The 21,196-nt window shown below is 72.5% G+C and carries 15 protein-coding genes and 1 pseudogene; 10 read left to right on the forward strand and 6 right to left on the reverse strand.

Annotation, left to right across the window (positions count from 1 at the left end):
* Positions 1–15 precede the first annotated feature (15 nt).
* Entirely contained in the window at positions 16–1,941 is a 1,926-nt protein-coding gene (locus ACIQV3_RS00790) for a serine hydrolase (RefSeq protein ID WP_403709116.1), read from the reverse strand.
* 274 nt (positions 1,942–2,215) lie between these two features.
* Between ACIQV3_RS00790 and ACIQV3_RS00795 the strand changes: the two genes are divergently transcribed.
* The 3 genes from ACIQV3_RS00795 (at position 2,216) to ACIQV3_RS00805 (ending at position 6,185) form a co-directional block, all read left to right on the forward strand.
* Positions 2,216–3,322 carry a nitronate monooxygenase gene (locus ACIQV3_RS00795; RefSeq protein WP_403708329.1) on the forward strand — a complete coding sequence of 369 codons (1,107 nt, stop codon included), beginning with the start codon at positions 2,216–2,218 and terminating at the stop codon, positions 3,320–3,322.
* Positions 3,323–3,342: 20 nt separating this feature from the next.
* A complete protein-coding gene (locus tag ACIQV3_RS00800; RefSeq protein WP_403708332.1) occupies positions 3,343–4,896 on the forward strand; it encodes an acyl-CoA synthetase in 1,554 nt (517 codons plus the stop codon).
* Between the two features lie 149 nt (positions 4,897–5,045).
* Positions 5,046–6,185 (forward strand): calcium:proton antiporter, encoded by a 1,140-nt coding sequence (locus ACIQV3_RS00805; protein ID WP_403708335.1) that lies wholly within the window; start codon positions 5,046–5,048, stop codon positions 6,183–6,185.
* An 87-nt stretch (positions 6,186–6,272) separates the two neighbouring features.
* Here ACIQV3_RS00805 and ACIQV3_RS00810 read toward each other — a convergent pair whose 3' ends face one another.
* Positions 6,273–8,711, reverse strand: a complete 2,439-nt coding sequence (locus ACIQV3_RS00810) for a penicillin acylase family protein (protein ID WP_403708339.1) — start codon at positions 8,709–8,711, stop codon at positions 6,273–6,275.
* Between the two features lie 195 nt (positions 8,712–8,906).
* Between ACIQV3_RS00810 and ACIQV3_RS00815 the strand changes: the two genes are divergently transcribed.
* Positions 8,907–10,544, forward strand: a complete 1,638-nt coding sequence (locus ACIQV3_RS00815) for a fatty acyl-CoA synthetase (RefSeq protein WP_403708342.1) — start codon at positions 8,907–8,909, stop codon at positions 10,542–10,544.
* 6 nt (positions 10,545–10,550) lie between these two features.
* On the opposite strand, the gene ACIQV3_RS00820 is transcribed toward ACIQV3_RS00815, so the two are convergent.
* Together ACIQV3_RS00820 and ACIQV3_RS00825 are read right to left on the reverse strand one after the other, a co-directional pair.
* Positions 10,551–11,075 (reverse strand): GNAT family N-acetyltransferase, encoded by a 525-nt coding sequence (locus tag ACIQV3_RS00820; RefSeq protein WP_403708345.1) that lies wholly within the window; start codon positions 11,073–11,075, stop codon positions 10,551–10,553.
* A gap of 74 nt (positions 11,076–11,149) precedes the next feature.
* Positions 11,150–11,965: a YhjD/YihY/BrkB family envelope integrity protein gene (locus tag ACIQV3_RS00825; RefSeq protein ID WP_403708348.1), complete on the reverse strand. Its 816-nt coding sequence runs from the start codon at positions 11,963–11,965 to the stop codon at positions 11,150–11,152.
* Positions 11,966–12,200: 235 nt separating this feature from the next.
* On the opposite strand from ACIQV3_RS00825, the gene ACIQV3_RS00830 reads away from it, so the two are divergent.
* Positions 12,201–12,644: an IPT/TIG domain-containing protein gene (locus ACIQV3_RS00830; protein ID WP_403708351.1), complete on the forward strand. Its 444-nt coding sequence runs from the start codon at positions 12,201–12,203 to the stop codon at positions 12,642–12,644.
* Between the two features lie 143 nt (positions 12,645–12,787).
* On the opposite strand, the gene paaK is transcribed toward ACIQV3_RS00830, so the two are convergent.
* Entirely contained in the window at positions 12,788–14,098 is a 1,311-nt protein-coding gene (gene paaK, locus ACIQV3_RS00835) for a phenylacetate--CoA ligase PaaK (protein ID WP_403708354.1), read from the reverse strand.
* A 122-nt stretch (positions 14,099–14,220) separates the two neighbouring features.
* Here paaK and ACIQV3_RS00840 point away from each other — a divergent pair.
* Positions 14,221–14,403 (forward strand): annotated as a pseudogene (locus tag ACIQV3_RS00840) (hypothetical protein); the annotation flags it as partial.
* A 169-nt stretch (positions 14,404–14,572) separates the two neighbouring features.
* Here ACIQV3_RS00840 and ACIQV3_RS00845 read toward each other — a convergent pair.
* A complete protein-coding gene (locus tag ACIQV3_RS00845; protein WP_403708357.1) occupies positions 14,573–16,210 on the reverse strand; it encodes an acyl-CoA synthetase in 1,638 nt (545 codons plus the stop codon).
* Positions 16,211–16,384: 174 nt separating this feature from the next.
* Here ACIQV3_RS00845 and ACIQV3_RS00850 point away from each other — a divergent pair, with 174 nt between their 5' ends.
* From ACIQV3_RS00850 to ACIQV3_RS00865, 4 genes are all read left to right on the forward strand, one after another.
* A complete protein-coding gene (locus ACIQV3_RS00850) occupies positions 16,385–17,185 on the forward strand; it encodes a crotonase/enoyl-CoA hydratase family protein (RefSeq protein ID WP_403708360.1) in 801 nt (266 codons plus the stop codon).
* A 697-nt stretch (positions 17,186–17,882) separates the two neighbouring features.
* Positions 17,883–18,848 carry an OB-fold domain-containing protein gene (locus tag ACIQV3_RS00855; RefSeq protein WP_403708363.1) on the forward strand — a complete coding sequence of 322 codons (966 nt, stop codon included), beginning with the start codon at positions 17,883–17,885 and terminating at the stop codon, positions 18,846–18,848.
* Positions 18,848–19,906, forward strand: coding sequence for a thiolase domain-containing protein (locus ACIQV3_RS00860; RefSeq protein ID WP_403708366.1), 1,059 nt, complete (start codon positions 18,848–18,850; stop codon positions 19,904–19,906). The genes ACIQV3_RS00855 and ACIQV3_RS00860 overlap by 1 nt, the downstream gene beginning before the upstream one ends.
* Entirely contained in the window at positions 19,903–21,087 is a 1,185-nt protein-coding gene (locus tag ACIQV3_RS00865; RefSeq protein WP_403708369.1) for a thiolase domain-containing protein, read from the forward strand. The genes ACIQV3_RS00860 and ACIQV3_RS00865 overlap by 4 nt, the downstream gene beginning before the upstream one ends.
* The last annotated feature ends 109 nt before the right edge of the window (positions 21,088–21,196 follow it).

Genomic DNA, 21,196 nt, shown 5'->3' on the forward strand with positions numbered 1-21,196 from the left:
CGGCGCGCGCGGCCTTCAGTCCGCCGAGCGGTACCAGCCCGTCGCCTCGATGCGGGAGGCGTCCGCGGGGCGGTCCTCGGCGAAGAGGAGATGGGAGGGTTCCGAGACGCGCAGGACGTCCACGTAGGCGCCGCGGCCCACGTAACGGCCCTGCGCGGTGTGCCGGAAGCGCAGGCGGACCTCCCGGCCGGCCCATGCGGTGAGCGGGGCTTCGAGGCGGTGCCAGATGCGGCCCGACCAGCCGGAGACGGAGCCCCGCGGCCACTGTTCGGCGGCGCCGCCGGTGGTGCGCACGGTGGTGAAGGGGAGCGGCTCCCAGGCCCGTCCGTCGGCGGAGGCCTCCAGGTGCAGCGCTCCCGCGCCGGGCACGGTGTCCCACCACAGCGCGCAGCGCAGCCGGGCGGAGCCGGTGGTGGGGGTGAGGGGCGGGAGGGTCAGGGTGCCCGAGCCGCCGGTCTCCATGCCGGAGTACCAGGCCGGGCCGCCGTGCCTCGTGCGGACGGGGACGGCGCGGGCGAAGCGGTTGCCGGTGGCGACGCGGGGGGCGCTGCCGGCGCGCCAGGTGCGCACGGGGTGGACGGAGTTGCCCAGGAGGATCAGGAAGGAGTCCGTGGAGGGGTCCAGGACCAGGGAGGTGCCGGTGAAACCGGTGTGGCCGGCGGAGTGCGGGGTGGCCATGGCGCCCATGTACCAGTGCTGGTAGAGCTCGAAGCCCAGGCCGTGGTCATCGCCGGGGAAGGCGGTGTTGTAGTCGGTGAAGAGGAGCTCGACGGAGGCGGGGCGCAGGATGCGCTTGCCGGCGTAGACCCCGCCGTCGAGGAGGGTGCGGGCGAGGATCGCCAGGTCCCAGGCGGTGCCGAAGACCCCGGCGTGGCCGGCGACGCCGCCCAGCGCGTACGCGTTCTCGTCGTGGACCTCGCCCCAGACGAGCCCGCGGTCCAGGCCGGACCAGGGCGGGCGCTGCACCTCGGTGGCGGCGGTGACCCGGCGCCAGGAGAGCGGTGGGTTGTAACGAGTGCGGTGCATCCCGAGTGGAGCGGTGATCTCGTCTTGGAGCAGGAGGTCCAGAGTGTGACCGGTGATCCGTTCCAAGAGCAGTTGGAGGGCGATGAGGTTGAGGTCGGAGTAGCGGTAGACCGTCCCCGGGGTCTCCTGTGGCCTCACCGACCACAGCAGCCTCAACTGACCCGCCCGGGTGGGCTCCTGGTAGAACGGGGCCCAGGATCGGAGCCCCGAAGTGTGCGTGAGGAGCTGGCGTACGGTGATCGACTCCTTGCCCCCGCCGGTGAACTCGGGCAGGTACCGGTGCACCGGCGCCTCCAGTTCCAGGCGCCCGCGCTCCATCTGCTGCACGGCCAGCAGGGAGGTGAACAGCTTCGAGAGGGAGGCCAGGTCGAAGACCGTGTCCTCGGCCATCGCGATCCGCTGGGCGGCCGGGAACTCCCGGACCCGGTCGGTGTGGCCGTCGTAGTCGGCGTACCGGGCGGCGTCGCCCATCGCCCGGTGCAGCGCCACGGTGCGGCCCCGGCCGGCGAGCACCACGGCGCCGGCGTAGTAAGGGTGTTCGGGGGAGGGGCCGAGGAAGCGCCGCGCCTCGTCCGCCACCCCTTCGAGGTGCCTCTCCAGCAGCCCGGCCTGGCGGGCGGACCCGTACCGCAGGCGCAGTCCCTGCAGCGCGCGCCGCTCGGCGGGCCCCCCGGAGGCCCCCGCGGAACCGGGCAGCGCGGCCTGGAGTACGAGCACACCGCCCAGCGCGAGCAGCCGCGCGCCGAGCCGCCGCCGGGAGAGCCCGCGGCCGCGGCCGGTGGCGGTGGCGGTGGCGGTGGCGTCGGCGTCGGCCGTGCCGGTGTCGGTGCCGCCCTCCACCCCGGGCCGGCCGACGTCCGCCCCGGTCCCGCTGACGGCGGCGTCCAGTGCCATCGCGGCGGCCGAGCCGGTCATGCCTGCCATGCCGGGGTCCGTCGTGCCGGCCGTTCCAGTCGTGGCGGTCATGCCGGAGTCGGCCGTTCCGGAACCCTTCGTGTCACCGCCCGCGTCACCGTCGTTCCCGGCTGTCCATCGTGTCTTCAAGACCCGTCCTCCCGTCCGCCGTCGTGCCCTCCCGAGTATCTGCCCGCTCACGACGCGGGCCCCGCGGTGACCGGCCGGCAAAGAATCTGACGCTGCATCAGAAAACCTCTTCCCTCGGCGGCCGGGCTGCGGCATCCTGCCGCCCATGGAGACGGAGCTGAGCAGGAAACTGGGAATCGAGCACGCCATCTTCGGCTTCACGCCCTTCCCGGCCGTGGCCGCTGCCATCACCCGCGCGGGCGGGTTCGGGGTGCTCGGGGCGGTCCGCTACACCGCCCCCGACGACCTGAAGCGCGACCTCGACTGGATGCAGGAGCACACCGACGGCAAGCCCTACGGGCTCGACGTGGTCATGCCCGCGAAGAAGGCTGTCGACGGCGTCAGCGAGGCCGACATCGAGGCGATGATCCCGGCCGCGCACCGGGAGTACGTCCGCGACACCCTCGCCAAACACCACGTACCCGAACTCCCCGAGGGCGAGGCCTCGGGCTGGCGCATCACCGGCTGGATGGAACAGGTCGCCCGGGGCCAACTCGACGTCGCCTTCGACTACCCCATCAAACTCCTGGCGAACGCGCTGGGTTCCCCGCCCGCCGACGTCATCGCGCGCGCCCACGAACACGGGGTCCTCGTCGCCGCCCTCGCCGGCAGCGCCAAGCACGCCCGCCGGCACGCCGAGGCCGGCATCGACATCGTCGTCGCCCAGGGCTACGAGGCCGGCGGACACACCGGCGACATCGCCACCATGGTCCTCGTACCCGAAGTGGTGGAGGCCGTCGCCCCGCTCCCGGTCCTCGCCGCCGGCGGCATCGGCAGCGGCGAGCAGATCGCCGCCGGACTGGCCCTCGGCGCCCAGGGCGCGTGGCTCGGTTCGCTCTGGCTGACCACCACCGAGGCGGACATGCACTCCCGCGCCCTCACCGAGAAGCTGCTCGCGGCGGGTTCCGGCGACACCGTTCGCTCCCGCGCGCTGACCGGCAAGCCCGCCCGGCAGCTGCGCACCGAGTGGACCGACGCGTGGGACGACCCGGAGGGCCCCGGCGCCCTGCCGATGCCCCTGCAGGGACTCCTCGTCGCCGAAGCCGTGTCCCGCATCCAGAAGTACGAGATCCAGCCACTGCTCGGCACTCCCGTCGGGCAGATCGTCGGCCGGATGAACAGCGAACGCAGCGTCCAGGCCGTCTTCGACGACCTCACCAGCGGCTTCGAGCGCGCCATCGACCGCATCACCCGCATCGCCGGCCGGGCCTGAGGCTCCGAGGAGTGGACAAGATGACCGACACACCCCCCAACGGCTTCTGGGCCCAGGCGACCGCCGACCCCGAGCGCACCGTCCTGGTCACCCCCGAGGGCGAGACCTGGTCCGCCGCCCGGCTGCACGCCGACGTCAACCGGCTCGTGCACGGACTGCGCGCCGCCGGCCTGGAACGGGGCGACGTCTTCGCCGTCGTCCTCCCCAACGGCGTCGAGTTCCTCACCGCCTACCTGGCCGCCTCCCAGGCCGGGTTCTACCTCGTCCCGGTCAACCACCACCTCGTCGGCCCCGAGATCGCCTGGATCGTCTCCGACTCCGGAGCCAAGGTCCTGATCGCCCACGAACGGTTCGCCGACGCCGCCACCGCCGCGGCCGACGAGGCGGGCCTGCCCGCGAGCCACCGCTACGCGATCGGAGCGGTCGCGGGCTTCCGCCCGTACGGCGAACTGCTCGACGGGCAGCCGGACACCGGCCCCGCCGACCGCACGCTCGGCTGGGTCATGAACTACACCTCCGGCACCACCGGCCGGCCGCGCGGCATCCGCCGTCCGCTGCCCGGCAAGCTCCCGGAGGAGACGTACCTCGGCGGCTTCCTCGGCATCTTCGGCATCCGCGCCTTCGACGACAACGTCCACCTCGTCTGCTCGCCGCTGTACCACACGGCCGTCCTGCAGTTCGCGGCCGCGGCCCTGCACATCGGGCACCCGCTCGTCCTGATGGACAAGTGGACCCCCGAAGAGATGCTGCGCCTGATCGACGGTCACGCCTGCACGCACACCCACATGGTTCCGACGCAGTTCCACCGGCTCCTCGCGCTCCCGCAGGAGACGAAGGACGCGTACGACGTCTCCTCCATGCGGCACGCCATCCACGGCGCCGCGCCCTGCCCCGATCACGTCAAGCGGGCGATGATCGACTGGTGGGGCGGGTGCGTGGAGGAGTACTACGCGGCGAGCGAGGGCGGCGGCGCCTTCGCGACGGCCGAGGACTGGCTGAAGAGGCCGGGAACCGTCGGCAAGGCCTGGCCGATCAGCGAGCTCGCCATCTTCGACGACGACGGCGAACGGCTGCCCGCAGGCGAACTCGGCACCGTCTACATCAAGATGAACACCGGCGGCTTCAGCTACCACAAGGACGAGGGCAAGACGAAGAAGAACCGCATCGGCGACTTCTTCACCGTCGGGGACCTCGGCCTGATGGACGAGGAGGGGTACCTCTTCCTCCGCGACCGGAAGATCGACATGATCATCTCGGGCGGGGTGAACATCTACCCGGCCGAGATCGAATCGGCGCTGCTCACCCATCCGGCGGTCGCGGACGCCGCCGCCTTCGGCATCCCGCACCCCTCCTGGGGCGAGGAGGTCAAGGCGGTCATCGAACCGGCCGAGGGCTTCGCGGCGAGCGACGCGCTGGCCGCGGAGATCCTGAACCACTGCGAGCGGCAACTGGCCGGGTACAAGCGGCCCAAGACCGTGGACTTCATCGAGACGATGCCGCGCGACCCCAATGGCAAGCTGTACAAGCGCCGGCTGCGCGAGCCGTACTGGGAGGGCCACGAGCGCGCGATGTGACGGCCCGGCCCGACCGGTGGGGCGGCCCCGCGGGTCCGGCCCCGCCCGGCCGTCCGCCACGCCCGGAGTTTCGTGAGAAGTGCCACGTCAGGGGCGTGAAGGCGGGTGTTCGACCGCACAGGGCGGACAGTTCTGGCAAGTTGGCTGATATGAGTACGGCAACCCATAGATCCCCCCTGACCGACTGGACCGTCGTGGTCCCCGTGGTGGCGCTCGTCGCGCTCGTCTTCAGCTGGGGGCGCGACCTGCCCTCGCTCGCCGTGGCCCTGGTGGCCCTCTGCCTGGCGGGCGCGGTGCTGGCGGCGGTCCACCACGCCGAGGTCGTCGCGCACCGGGTCGGCGAACCCTTCGGCTCGCTCGTCCTCGCCGTCGCGGTCACCGTCATCGAAGTGGCACTCATCGTCACCCTGCTGGCCGACGGCGGGAGCAAGACCTCCTCCCTCGCCCGTGACACCGTCTTCGCCGCCGTCATGATCACGTGCAACGGCATCGTAGGCCTGTCCCTGCTCGTCGGGGCCCTGCGCAACCGCGTCGCCGTCTTCAACGCCGAGGGCTCGGGTGCGGCCCTGGCCACCGTCGCCACGCTCGCCGTACTCAGCCTCGTCCTGCCGACGTTCACCACCACCAAGCCCGGCCCCGAGTTCTCCACGGCCCAGCTCGCCTTCGCCGCGACCGCCTCGCTCGCCCTCTACGGTCTGTTCGTCGCCGTCCAGACGGTCCGCCACCGGGACTACTTCCTGCCCGTCGACACGAAGCGGATCCGCAAGGAGGCCGCGAAGGCGGCGGCAGCCGCGGCCGCCGGTGAGGACGACGAACACGCCGAACCTCCCACCGCCCGCGCCGCCCTGATCAGTCTCGGGCTGCTGCTCGTCGCGCTCGTCGCCGTCGTCGGAAACGCCAAGGCGGTCTCCCCGACCATCGAACGCGGCGTCGCGGACCTCGGCCTGCCCTACGCCGTGGTCGGTGTGATCATCGCCCTGCTCGTGCTGGCGCCCGAGACCCTGGCCGCCGTCCGCGCGGCCCGCCGCGACCGGGTGCAGACCAGCCTCAACCTCGCCTACGGCTCCGCCATCGCGAGCATCGGGCTGACCATCCCGGCGATCGCCCTCGCCACGATCTGGCTCTCCGGGCCGCTGGTGCTCGGGCTCGAACCCGTCCACATGGTGCTGCTCGCGCTGACCGTCGTCGTCAGTGCCCTCACCATCGTTCCGGGCCGCGCCACGCTGCTCCAGGCCGGCGTGCACCTCGTGCTGCTGGCGGCCTACCTCTTCCTCGCCGTCAGCCCCTGAGCGCGCCCGGGTCGTCGCTTCCGGAGCTTGCCGGCCGGGCCCCCGTACGACAGCCCCCGGAGCCTGTCGTACGGGGTCGCGCGGGTGTCAGTGCCGCTCGCGCGGCCAGACCACCCTCAGCCGGGGCGAGGTGAGGATGTCCCGCTCGCAGAACCGTGCCTTCACCCAGCGTTCCTGGGAGAAGAGCCGGGTCTGGTCGGCCGCGTACGGGGAATCCGGGTTCGAGGACTGGCCGTACGTCAGCAGCGTGCGCGCCATCGGACAGCGGCCGCCGTCCCAGCCGACCGCCTGGATGTGGCTGGAGCCGTGCAGGACCTCCGGGTAGCCCCCGGCCGCCGCGTTCCACGGAGCCTCGATCTTGTTCCAGACGCCCAGGGCCTCCGTACCGCCGCCCACCGGCAGCCGCTGCCCGCCGCGCACCACGAACTGGTGCTCCCCGAGCGGGGCGTCCGCGGCGATGCCCGCCGCCCTCAGCTCCGCCACAGTGTCCGCCAGGGCCCGCGCGATTCCGGGCGCCGCCCGGTTGAGCGTACGGGGCGTCCGTACCGGATCGGCCGCGTCGAAGGGCACCAGCCACAGGTCCCTGGCCGCCGTGCTCGCGGTCAGCTTCCGCCAGAACCGGTCGAAGAGCAGGGCTCCGCGGCTCGAGGCGTCGGCCGTGCGGTCCCAGGCGGCCAGTACCCCGCAGGCCGCCGACACGTCCACGGCGGCGCCGTCGGAGCCCGTGGCCGTCCCGCCCGGCAGGGCCGCGCAGGCCTTCGCCGCGTCGGCCGCCGCCAGATCACCGGCCGGCACCCGGTTCGCGAACTGCTGCTCCTGTAGGTCCGCCACCGTCAGCCCGCCCCGGGCGGCCATCGCGGAGACGTCCTCCAGGGCGCCCCGCGTGCGCAGCGAGCGCGGGGTCCCGGCATTGCCCCAGATCCGCTCGTAGCCGGTGAGCGGCTGCTCCGCGTTGGCCAGCCAGGCGCTGTCGTTGGAGTTCTCGGCGTACGAGGCGCCCCGCAAGGCCGGCGCCCTGCCCGGCCCGAAGACCCCGGGCTGCACCGCGTCCGGATCCGAGCCGGGAGCGCAGTCACCGCGCGAGCCGTCCAGCACCGCCAGCCCCGAGGACGGGTACGTGGCCCTGCCCAGCGGGGTCGAGCAGCGTGCGGCGAGCTCGTCGGTGATGCGGGGGAGCACCTGGGACTGGGTGAAGAGGGTGTCGCCCGCCGCGTCGGCGGCCACCGTGTTGACCCAGGGCAGGCCCTGGGTGCGCCGCAGGGCGTCCTGGAGGCCGGCGACCGAGCGGGCCCTGCCCATGGCCAGTGCCGTGTCGGAGCCGCGCAGGTTCGCGGCGTTGGGGTCGGCCAGCGCGTAGGCGGTGGTCGTGCTCCAGGGCAGCGGGAGGCCGGCGCCGAGCCCGGACAGGACCGGGCCGTACCGGGTCCACCACTGCGTCCGGGTGACCGGGGCGCCGCCCGCGACCTGGACGCTGACGGTGCGCGGGGTCATCTTCTCCGGCGTGCCGTCCACCAGATAGGCGGTGGGGTCGGCCGGGTCCAGGGTCAGCTGGTGCAGGTTGACGGGGGTGCCGGTGGCCACCGTGTGACTCCACGCCACCTTCTCGTTGAAGCCGATGTTCACCACGGTGGTGCCGAGCAGCGAGCCGCCGGAGACGTTCAGCTCGCCGGGGATGGTCTGCTGCGACTGCCAGAACCGGCGGCCGCCCTGCCACGGATAGTGCGGGTTCCCGAGGAGCAGGCCGGAGCCGTTCGCGGTGGTGGAGCCGGCGAAGGCCACCGCGTTGGAGCCCCTGTCGTAGCGGGTGGTGTCGAAGAACTCCCGGGCCGCCTCCGCGGCCGCCGCCGGATCGGGGCCCGCGGTCGCCGGGGCGGCCGTGGCGCCCGGGGGCCGCGCCGAGGTGATCCCGTCGACCGCGCGGCCCTGGCCGCCGAGGACCGAGACGGCGAAGCCGCGGGCGGCGACGTCGGTGGCGGTGACCGGGCGCACCCACCCGGCGCCCTCGCAGGCCGGGTCGGTGATCCGGTTCTGGGCCAGCCAGGCGTTGTAACCGGCGGCCCAGCCCCGCATCAGTTCCTTGACCTCCTTGCCCGGCCCGGCCGGTGCGGGTGCGGCCAGCAGCTTCTCCACGGTGCCGGAATCGCGCACGCCCTTGAAGAACAGGTCGCTGGAGAGGTTTTTGGCGGCGGAGGAGAGCGAACCGTCGGGCACGGCGTCCGGGCCGAACCACCGCGACCGCTCCCCGGAGACGGTCAGGAACCCGTCGGCGAGCACGCACACCTGGTCGGCGGCCTGCGCCCAGCCGGTGCCGAAGCCGAGATGGGCGTAGTCACGGGCCAGGATGTGCGGGATCCCGTTCTCGGTGTACCGGATGACGGCGGACAGGCCGCCGCCGGACGGGCCGGAACCCTGGTCCCGGGCGGCGGCCTCGGGCACCGCCGAGGCGGCGGCCAGCAGTGCGGTGGCGGTGAGCGCGACACGTCGGAGGAGCGGGCGGGCGCGACGGCGTCCGTGGAAAAGGCGCAACGTACCTCCCAAGTAGCCTGCGGACGGGCGGAAACGCCCGTGCGGATGGGTGGCGCTGGTGTGCCCCCACACTCATGCAGGCCACCTGACGTCATGTCAACATGCCGTTTGGTATCCCCGGAGGTTCCGGCCGGCCGGCCGGCCGTACGGCCCGGGTCATTGACCCCGGGCGTACGCGCGTACGAGGATCCCGCCATGACCCCGGTGCGGAAGAACACGGTCGACGGACTGCTCCACGACAGCGCGCGGCGCGTCCCGGAGCGGATCGCGGTCCGCTACCGCGAGCGGACCTGGACCTACGCGGAACTGGACGCGGCCGTCTCCACCGGCGCGGCCGTGCTGCGCGGGGGCTACGGGCTGACCGAGGGGGACCGGGTCGCGACCTTCGGGCACAACTCCGACGCCTACCTCCTGGCCTTCCTCGCCTGCGCCCGGGCCGGGCTCACGCACGTCCCCGTCAACCAGAACCTCACCGGCGAGGACCTCGCGTACATCCTGGAGAACTCCGGGAGCGCGCTCGTCCTCGCGGACCCGGGCCTGGCCGCGCGGGTCCCGGAGGGCTTCGCCGTACGCCCGCTGCGCGACGCGCCCGGCTCCTTCCTGGCCGCACTGGCGGGGCCGGCCGAAGCGGCGGGGCCGGCCGAAGTGGCAGAGCCGGCGGAAGTGGCCGAAGTGGCCGAAGTGGCCGAAGCGGCCGAAGTGGCGGAGCCGGCGGAAGTGGCCGAACCGGCGGGGCTCGCCGGGCCCGCGGCCTTCGCCCGCTCCGGGGACCCGTCCCGGCTGGCGCAGCTCCTCTACACCTCCGGGACCACCGCCCTGCCGAAGGGGGCGATGATGACGCACGAGGCGCTCTGCCACGAGTACGAGAGCGCGATCGCCGCCCTGGACCTGGCGGAGGGCGATCTGCCGGTGCACTCCCTGCCGCTGTACCACTCGGCGCAGATGCACGTGTTCCTGCTGCCGTACCTGGCGGTGGGCGCGCGGAACACGATCGTGGACGCGCCGGTGCCGGAGGAGATCTTCGACCTGGTGGAGGCGGGGGAGGCGGACAGCCTGTTCGCACCGCCCACGGTGTGGATCGGGCTGGCCAACCATCCGGACTTCGCGGACTTCGCCGTCCGGGACCTGTCCGCCCTGCGCAAGGCGTACTACGGGGCCTCGATCATGCCGGTGCCGGTCCTGGAGCGGCTGCGGGCGCGGCTGCCCGGACTCGGCTTCTACAACTGCTTCGGCCAGAGCGAGATCGGCCCGCTCGCCACGGTGCTGCGGCCGGAGGAGCACGAGGGGCGGATGGACTCGTGCGGGCGGCCCGTCCACCACGTGGAGGCGCGGGTCGTCGACGAGGACGGGGCCGAGGTCCCGGACGGCACGGCGGGCGAGGTGGTTTATCGCTCCCCGCAGCTCTGCCTGGGTTACTGGAACGACGCGGAGGCCACGAAGAAGGCCTTCCGGGACGGCTGGTTCCGCTCGGGCGACCTGGCGGTGCGGGATCCGGAGGGGTACTTCACGGTCGTGGACCGGGTGAAGGACGTCATCAACTCGGGCGGGGTCCTGGTCGCCTCGCGGCAGGTCGAGGACGTGCTGTACTCCCACCCGGGCGTGGCCGAGGCGGCCGTGGTCGGCCTGCCGGACGAACGGTGGATCGAGGCCGTCACGGCGGTGGTGGTCCCGCGCGACGGGGTGACGGAGGCGGAACTCCTGGCCTACGCCCGCGAGAAGCTGGCCCACTTCAAGGCCCCGAAGCGGATCCTCTTCGTGGACGCCCTCCCGCGCAACGCGAGCGGCAAGATCCTCAAGCGCACCCTGCGCGACCGCTTCTCGACCCCGTCCTGAGCGGAGTCAGCGGAGTTCGTCCGCGAGCAGCCCCATGGTGAACATGTCGAACCAGCGGCCATCGCGGCGGAAGACCTGCCGCAGGCGGCCCTCCTCGACGAACCCGACCTTCTCGTAGGCCTTGCGCGCGGCGTGGTTCTCGGTGACCACGGTCAGGGTCACCTTGTGCAGGCGCATGTCCTCGAACCCGTAGCGGCAGATGGTCCGCACCGCGTCCGTGGCGTAGCCGCGGCCCCAGTACGCCTTCTCGCCCAGGTAGATGTCGAGTTCCGCGATGCCCTTCTCCGGCTCCGCGTCGTGCAGCGTGACCAGACCGATGAGCTTGCCGTCGGCGAGCGCCTCGATGCCGAGGAGCAGGTCGCCGTAGGAGTTGCGGGGGCGGTCGGTCAGCCAGGTGCGCACGCGCTCCACCGGCTGGGCGTAGTTGTCGTCCATCCAGCGCATGACCTCGGCGTCGTGGTTCCAGCGCCACAGGGCCTCGGCGTCCTCGGGGCCCATCGCCCGCAGTTTCACCAGTTCTCCGAGCGCCATGCCCACCACACCTCTGGTCCATCTCGTGATCATCTTGCGAACCACGAAGTGGTACCACGGCCGGGGACGCACACTCAATCGAATTCCGCTGCGCGGAGTCGGCGCAGCACGAGGTGTTCGTGGAAGAGCCGGCCGACGAGGGCGCCGCCGTAGACCACGAAGCCGACGCCGACCAGCCAGGACTGGACGACCAGGAGGGTGCCGAAGGGGCCGTACGTCACGGCGTTGGAGGCGATCAGCGGGGAGAACACCAGCTGCGAGAAGATCCGCAGGCCGAGGAGGCCCAGGCTGGTGCACGCCGCCCCCGGGAGCAGGGCGCGCCAGCGGACCCGCCCGCCGAGGAGGATCCACTGGGAGGTCCAGAAGAACAGGCAGGTGCCGATGAGATCGCCCGAGGTGCCGAGGATCGTGCCGGGCGCATCGTCCGAGGGGGCGGGGATGAGGACCAGCAGGGCGAGATAGCAGACGAGCAGGGCGAGCCAGACGACGTGCCGCCACATGGTGTGCCAGCGGGCGGTCGGCAGGTCCCACACCTTCTCGTACCCCGTCTGCACGGCGGAGCCGAAGGTCAGGCCGAAGACCGCGAGGGCGGCCAGACCGAAGGCGGTGGTCCGCTCCAGCGCCAGGTCCGCGGCACCGAACAGCATCTCCACCCGCTCCCGGGAGAACTCCGTCACCCCGAGGGCCTGACCGAGCCACCGGCCGAAGCCCGAGCCGCTGCCCGGCGCGGCGGCCGCGACGACGACGAGCAGCGGCACCAGGGTGAGGAAGCCGAGCGCGGCGAAGCCCATGGCCCGGTGCATCAGCTCCATCTCCCGGCCACGGCTCCATGCCAGCCCGGCCGGGGAGGCCTGGAGCCGGTCGTGGATCCGCCGGTAGGTCGAGGTCACGCCTCTCTCCCTACCCGGACAGCCCCGCCCCGTCCCGGCCCGCCCCCGGAATTGAGCCCGAAGGGGTGGCCCGGCGCGCCCGGCCCCGCCGACTGCGCGGCTCGCGCGTCCGGGAACCCGGCTCGCGACGCGTGGGCGTTATGAGAGTTCCCTCCTGGATTCACGCGTTATCGCCACCGCATGATGGGCGGGGTCCGGGCTCCTCCGGATCCACCCTTCACCGGAAGGCACCGTCTTGAGACCTACGCATCGTCGCGCCGGGATCCTGCTCGTCGCGTTGCCCCTGTGCACCCTTCTGCTGGTCCATGCCGCCCCACGTGCCGAGGCCGCGCGGCCTCCGCACTGTGCCGCCGGGGCACTGCCCGTCCACCCCGCCGGGCCGGATCAGGACGCGCAGGGCGTGCTCGTCGCGCTCCAGCCGGACGCCGCGCCCAGCAGCGGCGGCACCCAAGTGGTGCTGAACGGCAGCGGGCTGACGCCCTATACCCGGGTGCTCTTCGGCTCCCTGGCACCCGACGGCTGCTTCACGGGGCTGGAGGCCACCGGTGTGACGGTCATCAGCGACAGCGCCCTGATCGCCACCGTCCCCCAGTGGCCCGTGGCAGGGACCGTCTCTGTGGTCGCGGCGACACCCTGCGGCCGGCTCACGAACCAGCTCCCCTTCACCTACGTGGACTAGTGGACTAGGAGTCCGGCGCGGCAGGTGGCGGCGGTCGTGTCGTGGCGGGCGGCGAGCCCGCCCCCTGGGATCAGGCGGCGAGGTCCGCGGACTCCGACGCGGCCGCCCCAAGGCCGACAGGCCGCGCGGGAGGGCCCGGGCCGTCAGGATTCTCGGAGGTCCACCATGCGCTTGATCTTGCCCACCGAGCGTTCGAGGGTCTCCGGGTCCACCACCTCCACGGCGACCGACACTCCGACACCCTCCTTCACGGCCCGCACCACCGAGGCGGCCGCGGCCTCCCGCTGAGCGGCGTCGCTGCCGCGGCGGGCCTCCACCCGTACCGTCAGGGCGTCCAGCCGTCCCTGCCGGGTCAGCCGGAGCTGGAAGTGCGGAGCCAGGGCCGGGGTCCGCAGGAGCACCTCCTCGATCTGGGTCGGATAGACGTTCACCCCGCGCAGGATGATCATGTCGTCGCTGCGGCCGGTGATCTTCTCCATCCGGCGGAAGGCCGGCCGGACGGTGCCGGGCAGCAGCCGGGTCAGGTCCCGGGTGCGATAGCGGATGACGGGCATCGCCTCCTTGGTCAGCGAGGTGAAGACCAGCTCCCCGGGCTCGCCCTCGGGCAGTACGGCGCCCGTCAGCGGGTCGACCACCTCTGGATAGAAGTGGTCCTCCCATATGTGAAGCCCGTCCTTACTGGTGGCGAACTCCTGTGCGACGCCCGGGCCCATCACCTCCGAGAGCCCGTATATGTCGACCGCGTCGATGTTCAGGCGTTCCTCGATTTCGCCGCGCATCTCCTCCGTCCAGGGCTCGGCGCCGAAGATCCCGGTGCGCAGCGAGGTGGCGCGGGGATCGATGCCCTGGCGTTCCATTTCGTCCAGCAGGGTCAGCATGTAGGAAGGGGTCACCATGATGACCTCCGGCTTGAAGTCCTGGATCAGCCGGACCTGGCGGTCCGTCATCCCGCCCGAGGCGGGGACGACCGTACAGCCCAGGCGCTCCGCGCCGTAGTGGGCGCCCAGGCCGCCGGTGAACAGGCCGTATCCGTAGGCGATGTGGACGATCTGGCCGGGCCTGCCGCCCGCCGCGCGGATCGAGCGGGCGACGACGTCCGCCCAGGTGGACAGGTCCGCGTCCGTGTACCCGACGACGGTCGGGCGTCCCGTGGTGCCGCTGGAGGCGTGGATGCGGCGGACCTCGGAGCGCGGTACGGCGAACATTCCGAAGGGGTACTGGTCGCGCAGATCGGACTTGGTGGTGAAGGGGAACAAGGAGAGATCGGTGAGGGTGCGGCAGTCGTCGGGATGCAGGCCGGCCTTGTCGAAGGCCTGCCGGTAGAAGGGCACCCGGTCGTACGCCCGGCGCAAGGTCGCCCGCAGCCGGGTCAACTGGAGCGCCGCCAGCTCGTCCCGGCCCATCCGCTCGCTCGCGTCCGCACCGTCGTCGTGGCCCCGTGTGTACGTACCCATGCCGCCCACCCCTTGTCCGGCTCAACCTGCCCGAGTCAACCGACCGATCATTCGGTAGATTGCCGGACGGCGGCGGCCAAATCAATTACTCGAACGGGTGATCGTCTACGGGGATTGCGTCCATGGCGGCCTCCACACCCTCCACCTGCACCTTTACCTTCACCACTGACGACGGAACCGAACTCGCGTACCACGTCCAGGGCGAAGGCGAGCCGCTCGCCTGCCTCCCCGGCGGCGCCATGCGGGCCTCCGCCTACCTCGGCGACCTCGGCGTACTGTCCTCCGGGCGCCGGCCGGCCCTGATCACACCGACGGCTGAACGGGGCGCGCTGGTTCGCGGCCCGCGTCGAGCGGTTCCTGGCCACCGGGGCCTGAGCGGGGGCCGCTCCCGCTCCGAAGTCATGCGGGGACGCGCGAACGCCCGCGGGCCGGAACCCGTCCGGGTCCCGGCCCGCGGGCGTTCGCGGGGCGGGGTCAGCCCGCGGCGCCCGCGTCCGCCTCCGTGGCCACCGACTTCGCCCACCGGTAGTCCGCCTTGCCGCTCGGGGAGCGCTGGATGGCGGGGGCGATGACGAGCTGGCGCGGGATCTTGTAGCCCGCCAGCTTGGTGCGGCAGTGGGCCTGTATCTCGTCGAGCGTGGGCTCGGTGGCCCCCGCCCGGACCTCGACCACCGCCGCCACGTGGCTGCCCCACTTCGGGTCCGCGACCCCGGCGACCAAGGCGTCGTAGACGTCCGGGTGGGACTTCAGCGCCTGCTCGACCTCCTCCGGGTACACCTTCTCGCCGCCCGTGTTGATGCACTGCGAACCGCGGCCGAGGACGGTGACGATGCCCTGCTCGTCCACGGTCGCCATGTCACCGAGCAGCACCCACCGCTCGGATCCCTTCTGGAAGAAGGTCTCGGCGGTCTTGACGGGGTCGTTGTAGTAGCCCAGCGGGACGTACCCGCGCTGCGCGAGCCGTCCCGGCTCGCCGATCGGAACCGGTTCGTGGGTGACCGGGTCGACCACCTGTGTCCGCTCGTTGACCTCCAGCCGGAAGCCCTTCTCCGGGCTGGAGTCGTTCGTCGCGCGGCCGTTCGAACCGGACTCGGACGAGCCGAAGTTGTTCAGCAGCATCACGTTCGGCACGAGCGCCTGGAACTCGGCGCGCACCGTCTCCGACATGATCGCGCCGGAGGAGGAGACGCTGAAGAGGGAGGACAGGTCGGTGCCCTTCAGGGGCCCGTTGAGTGCGTCGATGAGCGGCCGCAGCATGGCGTCGCCCACCAGCGAGACACTGGAGACCTTCTCCTTCTCGATCGTGCGCAGCACCTCCTCGGGCGCGTACTTGCGGTGGATGACCACCCGCTGCCCGTAGTTGAAGGCGATGAAGGACGTCAGCGTGGACGTGCCGTGCATAAGGGGCGGCGCGGGGAAGAAGGTCAGCCCGGCCCCCTTCGAGGCGACCCGCTCGGCCAGTTCCTCGGGCCGCTTCACCGGTTCGCCGGTCGGCTCGCCCCCGAAGAGGCCCGCGAAGAAGAGGTCCTCGGCGCGCCACATGACGCCCTTGGGCATGCCGGTCGTGCCGCCGGTGTAGATGATGAACAGGTCGTCGGGGGAGCGGGGCGGGAATCCGCGGCCGGGCGAGCCGGTCGCCTCCGCGTCGGCGTACGCGACCGGCGCGATCGAGGGCTCCGGGGCGCCCTCGGGGGTCGGGCCGACGCGGATCAGATGACGGAGCTTCGTCGTCTGCGGGAGGGCCGCCGCGACCCGTTCGGTGAACTCGCCCTCGAAGACGAGCGCGGCGAGGTCGGCGTCGTTGTAGAGGTAGACGAGCTCTTCTTCCACGTACCGGTAGTTGACGTTCACCGGTACCAGGCGGGCCTTGAGGCAGGCCAGGACGGTCTGGAGGTACTCGATGCCGTTGTAGAGGTGCAGGCCCAGGTGCTCACCGGCCTTCAGGCCGCTGTCCAGCAGATGGTGCGCGATGCGGTTCGCCGCCGCGTCCAGCTCCGCGTACGTGAGGCGGCGCTCGGCGCCGGTCCCGGGGTGGTCCACGTACACGAGGGCCTCGCGGTCCGGGACCACGTCCACGACCGACTCGAACAGGTCGGCAATGTTGTACTCCACCGGTCCTCCTGACCCAGAAAATCCCATGGCTGGTCTGCTCGGCGGTCATTAGAGCGTCGCCAACCCGAACAGGGAAGGGGACCGCCCAAGAAATCTGACTGGGTGTCAGAAAACTATTGAACTGCACCCGCCCCTCCTGCAACCTGTTCTAGGTCTTGAGACGGGAGGACGGCAATGGGTGGGACAGAACACCTGACCGTGGAACGCCACGGAGCCACGCTGGTGCTCACCATGAACAGGCCCGAGGCGAAGAACGCGCTCTCGCTGCCGCTGCTGGTGGGGCTGTACGACGGCTGGCTGGAGGCCGACGCGGACGACACGATCCGCTCGGTGGTGCTGACGGGGGCCGGCGGGGACTTCTGCGCCGGCATGGACCTGAAGGCGCTGGCCGGCAAGGGCATGGCGGGCGACCAGTACCGGGACCGGCTCAAGGCCGACCCCGACCTGCACTGGAAGGCGATGCTGCGCCACCACCGGCCGCGCAAACCCGTCATCGCGGCGGTGGAGGGCTACTGCGTGGCCGGCGGGACGGAGATCCTCCAGGGGACCGACATCCGGGTCGCGGGCGAAGGGGCCACCTTCGGGCTGTTCGAGGTCAAGCGGGGACTCTTCCCCATCGGTGGCTCGACGGTTCGGCTGCCGCGGCAGATCCCGCGGACGCACGCGCTGGAGATGCTGCTGACCGGGCGGCCGTACGCGGCCGAGGAGGCGGCTCGGATCGGGCTCGTGGGGCGGGTCGTCCCGGACGGGACGGCGCTGGACGCCGCGCTGGAGATCGCGGAGAAGATCAACGCGTGCGGGCCGCTGGCGGTGGAGGCGGTGAAGGCCTCCGTCTACGAGACGGCCGAGATGACGGAGTCGGAGGGGCTAGCGGCGGAGCTGCTGCGGGGGTGGCCGATCTTCGACACCGCTGACGCGAAGGAGGGGGCGCGGGCCTTCGCCGAGAAGCGGCCCGCGGTGTATCGGCGGGAGTAGGGTGCGCGTGCCCGCGCCGGGCCCACCCGTCCGGTGGGGCCGGTCCGCGGTCCGGGTGCGGCGCCATTGCCGGGGGCCGGGGGCCGGGTGCCGCGCCGTTGCCGGGGACGCGTCCCCGGACCCCGCGCCTCAAACGCCGGCGGGGCTGCATCGGCCCCGGCGGTGCGCGGTTCGCCGTGCGGGGGCGGGTGCCCGGGGGTCCGGGTGCCGCGTCGTTGCCGGGGACCAGTCCCCGGACCCCTGCTCCTCAAACGCCGGAGGGGCTGGATGTTCGCCCGGCGGGACCGGATTTACCCGGCGGGACCGATGTAGCCCTGGCGGGACCGGATGTAGGCCCTGGTGGGATCGAATGCAGGTTCTGGCGGGACCGGATGTAGGCCCTGGCGGGACCGTATGCAGGTTCTGGCGGGACCGGATTTAGCCCTGGCGGGAACCGTATGCGGGTCCCGGCGGGAACCGTATGCAGCCCCCGGCCGGAACCCCCGGCCGGGACCCGCATGCAGCCCCCGGCCGGGACCCGTACGCAGCCCCCGGCGGGACCCGCATGCAGCCCCCGGTGGCGTCCGACGCAGGGCGTGCGCCCCGGCGGCATTCGCCGTCGGCCGTGGTGGATCCGTCGCCCGGCCTGTGGCGCCGGCGCGTACGTCCGGCGTCGGACCCAACCGTTCTTGAACCCCCACACATCGGAGACCCACCCATGACAGCCGCGTCGCCACCCGAGATCCTCCGCGCACCCCTTGTCGTCGAGTTCCCCTTCACCCGCTCCCTCGGCCCCGTGCAGAGCGCCTTCCTCACCGGGCTGCGCGAAGGGGTCGTCCTCGGGGTCACGACCGCCGACGGCAAGGTGATGGTGCCGCCCGTCGAGTACGACCCCGTGACCGCCGAGGAGATCCGTGACCTCGTCGAGGTGGGGACAACCGGGACCGTCACCACCTGGGCCTGGAACGGGTCGCCGCGCCCCAACCAGCCCCTCGCCACGCCCTTCGCCTGGGTGCTCGTCCGCCTCGACGGCGCCGACACCGCCCTCCTGCACGCCCTCGACGCCCCCGGACCGGAGGCCGTCGCCACCGGCATGCGCGTCCGCGTGCGGTGGGCCGCCGAGCGGACGGGCGCGATCACCGACATCGCCTGCTTCGAGCCCGCCGGGGGCGGGGAGCCGCGCGACGCACAAGCGACCCCGCACAGCGGGGAGTTCGCCGACGCCGTCACAGGGATCGTCGCCGAGGCCCGCCTGGACTACTCGTACAGCCCCGGCCGCGCGCAGACCGCGTACATCGCCGGGCTCTCCGAGCAGAAGACCATCGGCGAGCGCTGCCCCTCCTGTCACAAGGTGTACGTGCCCCCGCGCGGCGCCTGCCCCACCTGTGGGGTGGCGACGACCGACCGGGTCGAGGTCGGGCCCGCCGGCACCGTCACCACCTACTGCATCGTCAACATCAAGGCCAAGAACCTTGACATCGAAGTGCCCTACGTCTACGCCCACATCGCCCTCGACGGCGCCGGCCTCGCCCTCCACGGCCGGATCGGCGGCATCCCGTACGACCAGGTGCGGATGGGGCTGCGGGTCGAACCGGTCTGGACCGAGGGCGGGCGCTACCCCGACCACTACCGCCCCACCGGAGAGCCGGACGCGGACTACGACGTGTACAAGGAGCTCATCTGATGGCCCGATACACCCGCGAGGTCGCGGTGGTCGCCTTCGCGCAGAGCGACCACCTGCGCCGCACCGACGAGCTCAGCGAAGTCGAGATGGTCATGCCGGTCCTGCACCAAGTGCTGGCCGCCACCGGGCTGAAGGCGGGTGAGATCGGCTTCACCTGCTCCGGTTCCAGCGACTACCTGGCCGGCCGCGCCTTCTCCTTCACCATGACCCTCGACGGGGTCGGCGCCTGGCCGCCCATCTCCGAATCGCACGTGGAGATGGACGGCGCCTGGGCCCTCTACGAGGCCTGGGTCAAGATCCAGACCGGCGAGGCCGACACCGCTCTCGTCTACTCGTACGGAAAGTCCTCGCCGGGGTCGGTGCGCGACGTGCTGACCCGCCAGCTCGACCCGTACTACGTCGCTCCGCTCTGGCCCGACTCCGTGGCCCTGGCCGCGCTCCAGGCGCAGGCGCTCATCGACGCGGGGGAGACCGACGAAGCCGGGCTCGCCGCGATCGGCGCCCGCAGCCGGGCCTTCGCCGGCGCCAACCCGCACGCCCAGCTCAGCGGCACCGTCGCGCAGGGCGACTACCAGGTCGCCCCGCTGCGCACCGGCGACTGCCCGCCCATCGGCGACGGGGCGGCCGCCGTCATCCTGGCCGCCGGGGACGTGGCCCGCCGGCTGTGCGAGCGGCCCGCCTGGATCACCGGCATCGACCACCGCATCGAGGCCCACAGCCTCGGGCTGCGCGACCTCACCGACTCCCCGTCGACGCGGATCGCCGCCGAGCACGCGGGCGTCTTCGAGTCTCCGGTGGACACCGCCGAACTGCACGCGCCCTTCTCCTCCCAGGAGGTCGTGCTGCGCAAGGCCCTCGGGCTCGGCGGGGACGTCGCCGTCAACCCCTCCGGCGGAGCGCTCGCCGCCAACCCGATGATGGCCGCCGGCCTGATCCGGATCGGCGAGGCGGCCGCCCGCATCCACCGCGGCGAGTCCGACCGGGCCGTCGCGCACGCCACCTCCGGCCCCTGCCTCCAGCAGAACCTGGTCGCCGTCCTGGAAGGGGACCGAGCATGAGCACCTCCGCCGCGACGGGCAAGGAGCCGGTGGCCGTCGTCGGCATCGGCCAGACCAAGCACGTGGCCGCCCGCCACGACGTCTCCATCGCCGGACTGGTGCGCGAAGCGGCGGCGCGGGCGCTCGCCGACGCCGAGCTGACCTGGGCGGACATCGACGCGGTCGTCATCGGCAAGGCCCCCGACTTCTTCGAGGGCGTGATGATGCCGGAGCTGTACCTCGCCGACGCCCTCGGCGCCGTCGGCAAGCCCATGCTCCGCGTGCACACCGCCGGTTCGGTGGGCGGCTCCACGGCGCTGGTCGCCTCCAACCTGGTCGCCGCCCGGGTGCACCGCACGGTGCTGACCCTCGCCTTCGAGAAGCAGTCCGAGTCCAACGCCATGTGGGGGCTCTCGCTCCCCGTCCCCTTCCAGCAGCCGCTGCTGGCGGGGGCCGGCGGGTTCTTCGCCCCGCACGTGCGCGCGTACATGCGGCGTACCGGCGCCCCCGACACGGTGGGCTCGCTCGTCGCGTACAAGGACCGCCGCAACGCGCTGAAGAACCCGTACGCGCACCTGCACGAGCACGACATCACCCTGGAGAAGGTCCAGGCGTCCCCGATGCTGTGGGACCCGATCCGGTATTCGGAGACCTGCCCGTCCTCCGACGGGGCGTGCGCGATGATCCTCACCGACCGGGCGGGCGCGGCCCGTTCGCCGAAGCCGCCGGCCTGGGTGCACGGCGGGGCGATGCGCAGCGAGCCGACGCTCTTCGCGGGGAAGGACTTCGTGTCCCCGCAGGCGGGCAAGGACTGCGCGGCCGACGTCTACCGGCAGGCGGGGATCACCGATCCGCGCCGGGAGATCGACGCCGTGGAGATGTACGTGCCGTTCTCCTGGTACGAGCCGATGTGGCTGGAGAACCTCGGCTTCGCCGACGAGGGCGAGGGCTGGAAGCTCACCGAGGCCGGAGTCACGGAACTCGACGGGGACCTCCCGGTCAACCCGTCGGGCGGCGTCCTGTCCACCAACCCCATCGGCGCCTCCGGCATGATCCGCTTCGCGGAGGCGGCCCTCCAGGTGCGGGGTCAGGCGGGGGAGCACCAAGTCCCGGACGCCCGGCGGGCGATGGGACACGCCTACGGCGGCGGGGCGCAGTTCTTCGCGATGTGGCTGGTGGGAGCGGAGCAGCCCGGCACCTGAGCGGAAACGGGGTTCAGGGCGGGGTGCCGTACAGGCCACGAGTGACGCGACGTGGCCTGTGCGGCACGGCGTGCGATGGCTAACCTGGCCCCGGGACGACGAACCGGGA

The sequence above is a fragment of the Streptomyces sp. NPDC099050 genome (assembly GCF_044759865.1).
GTDB lineage: Bacteria > Actinomycetota > Actinomycetes > Streptomycetales > Streptomycetaceae > Streptomyces.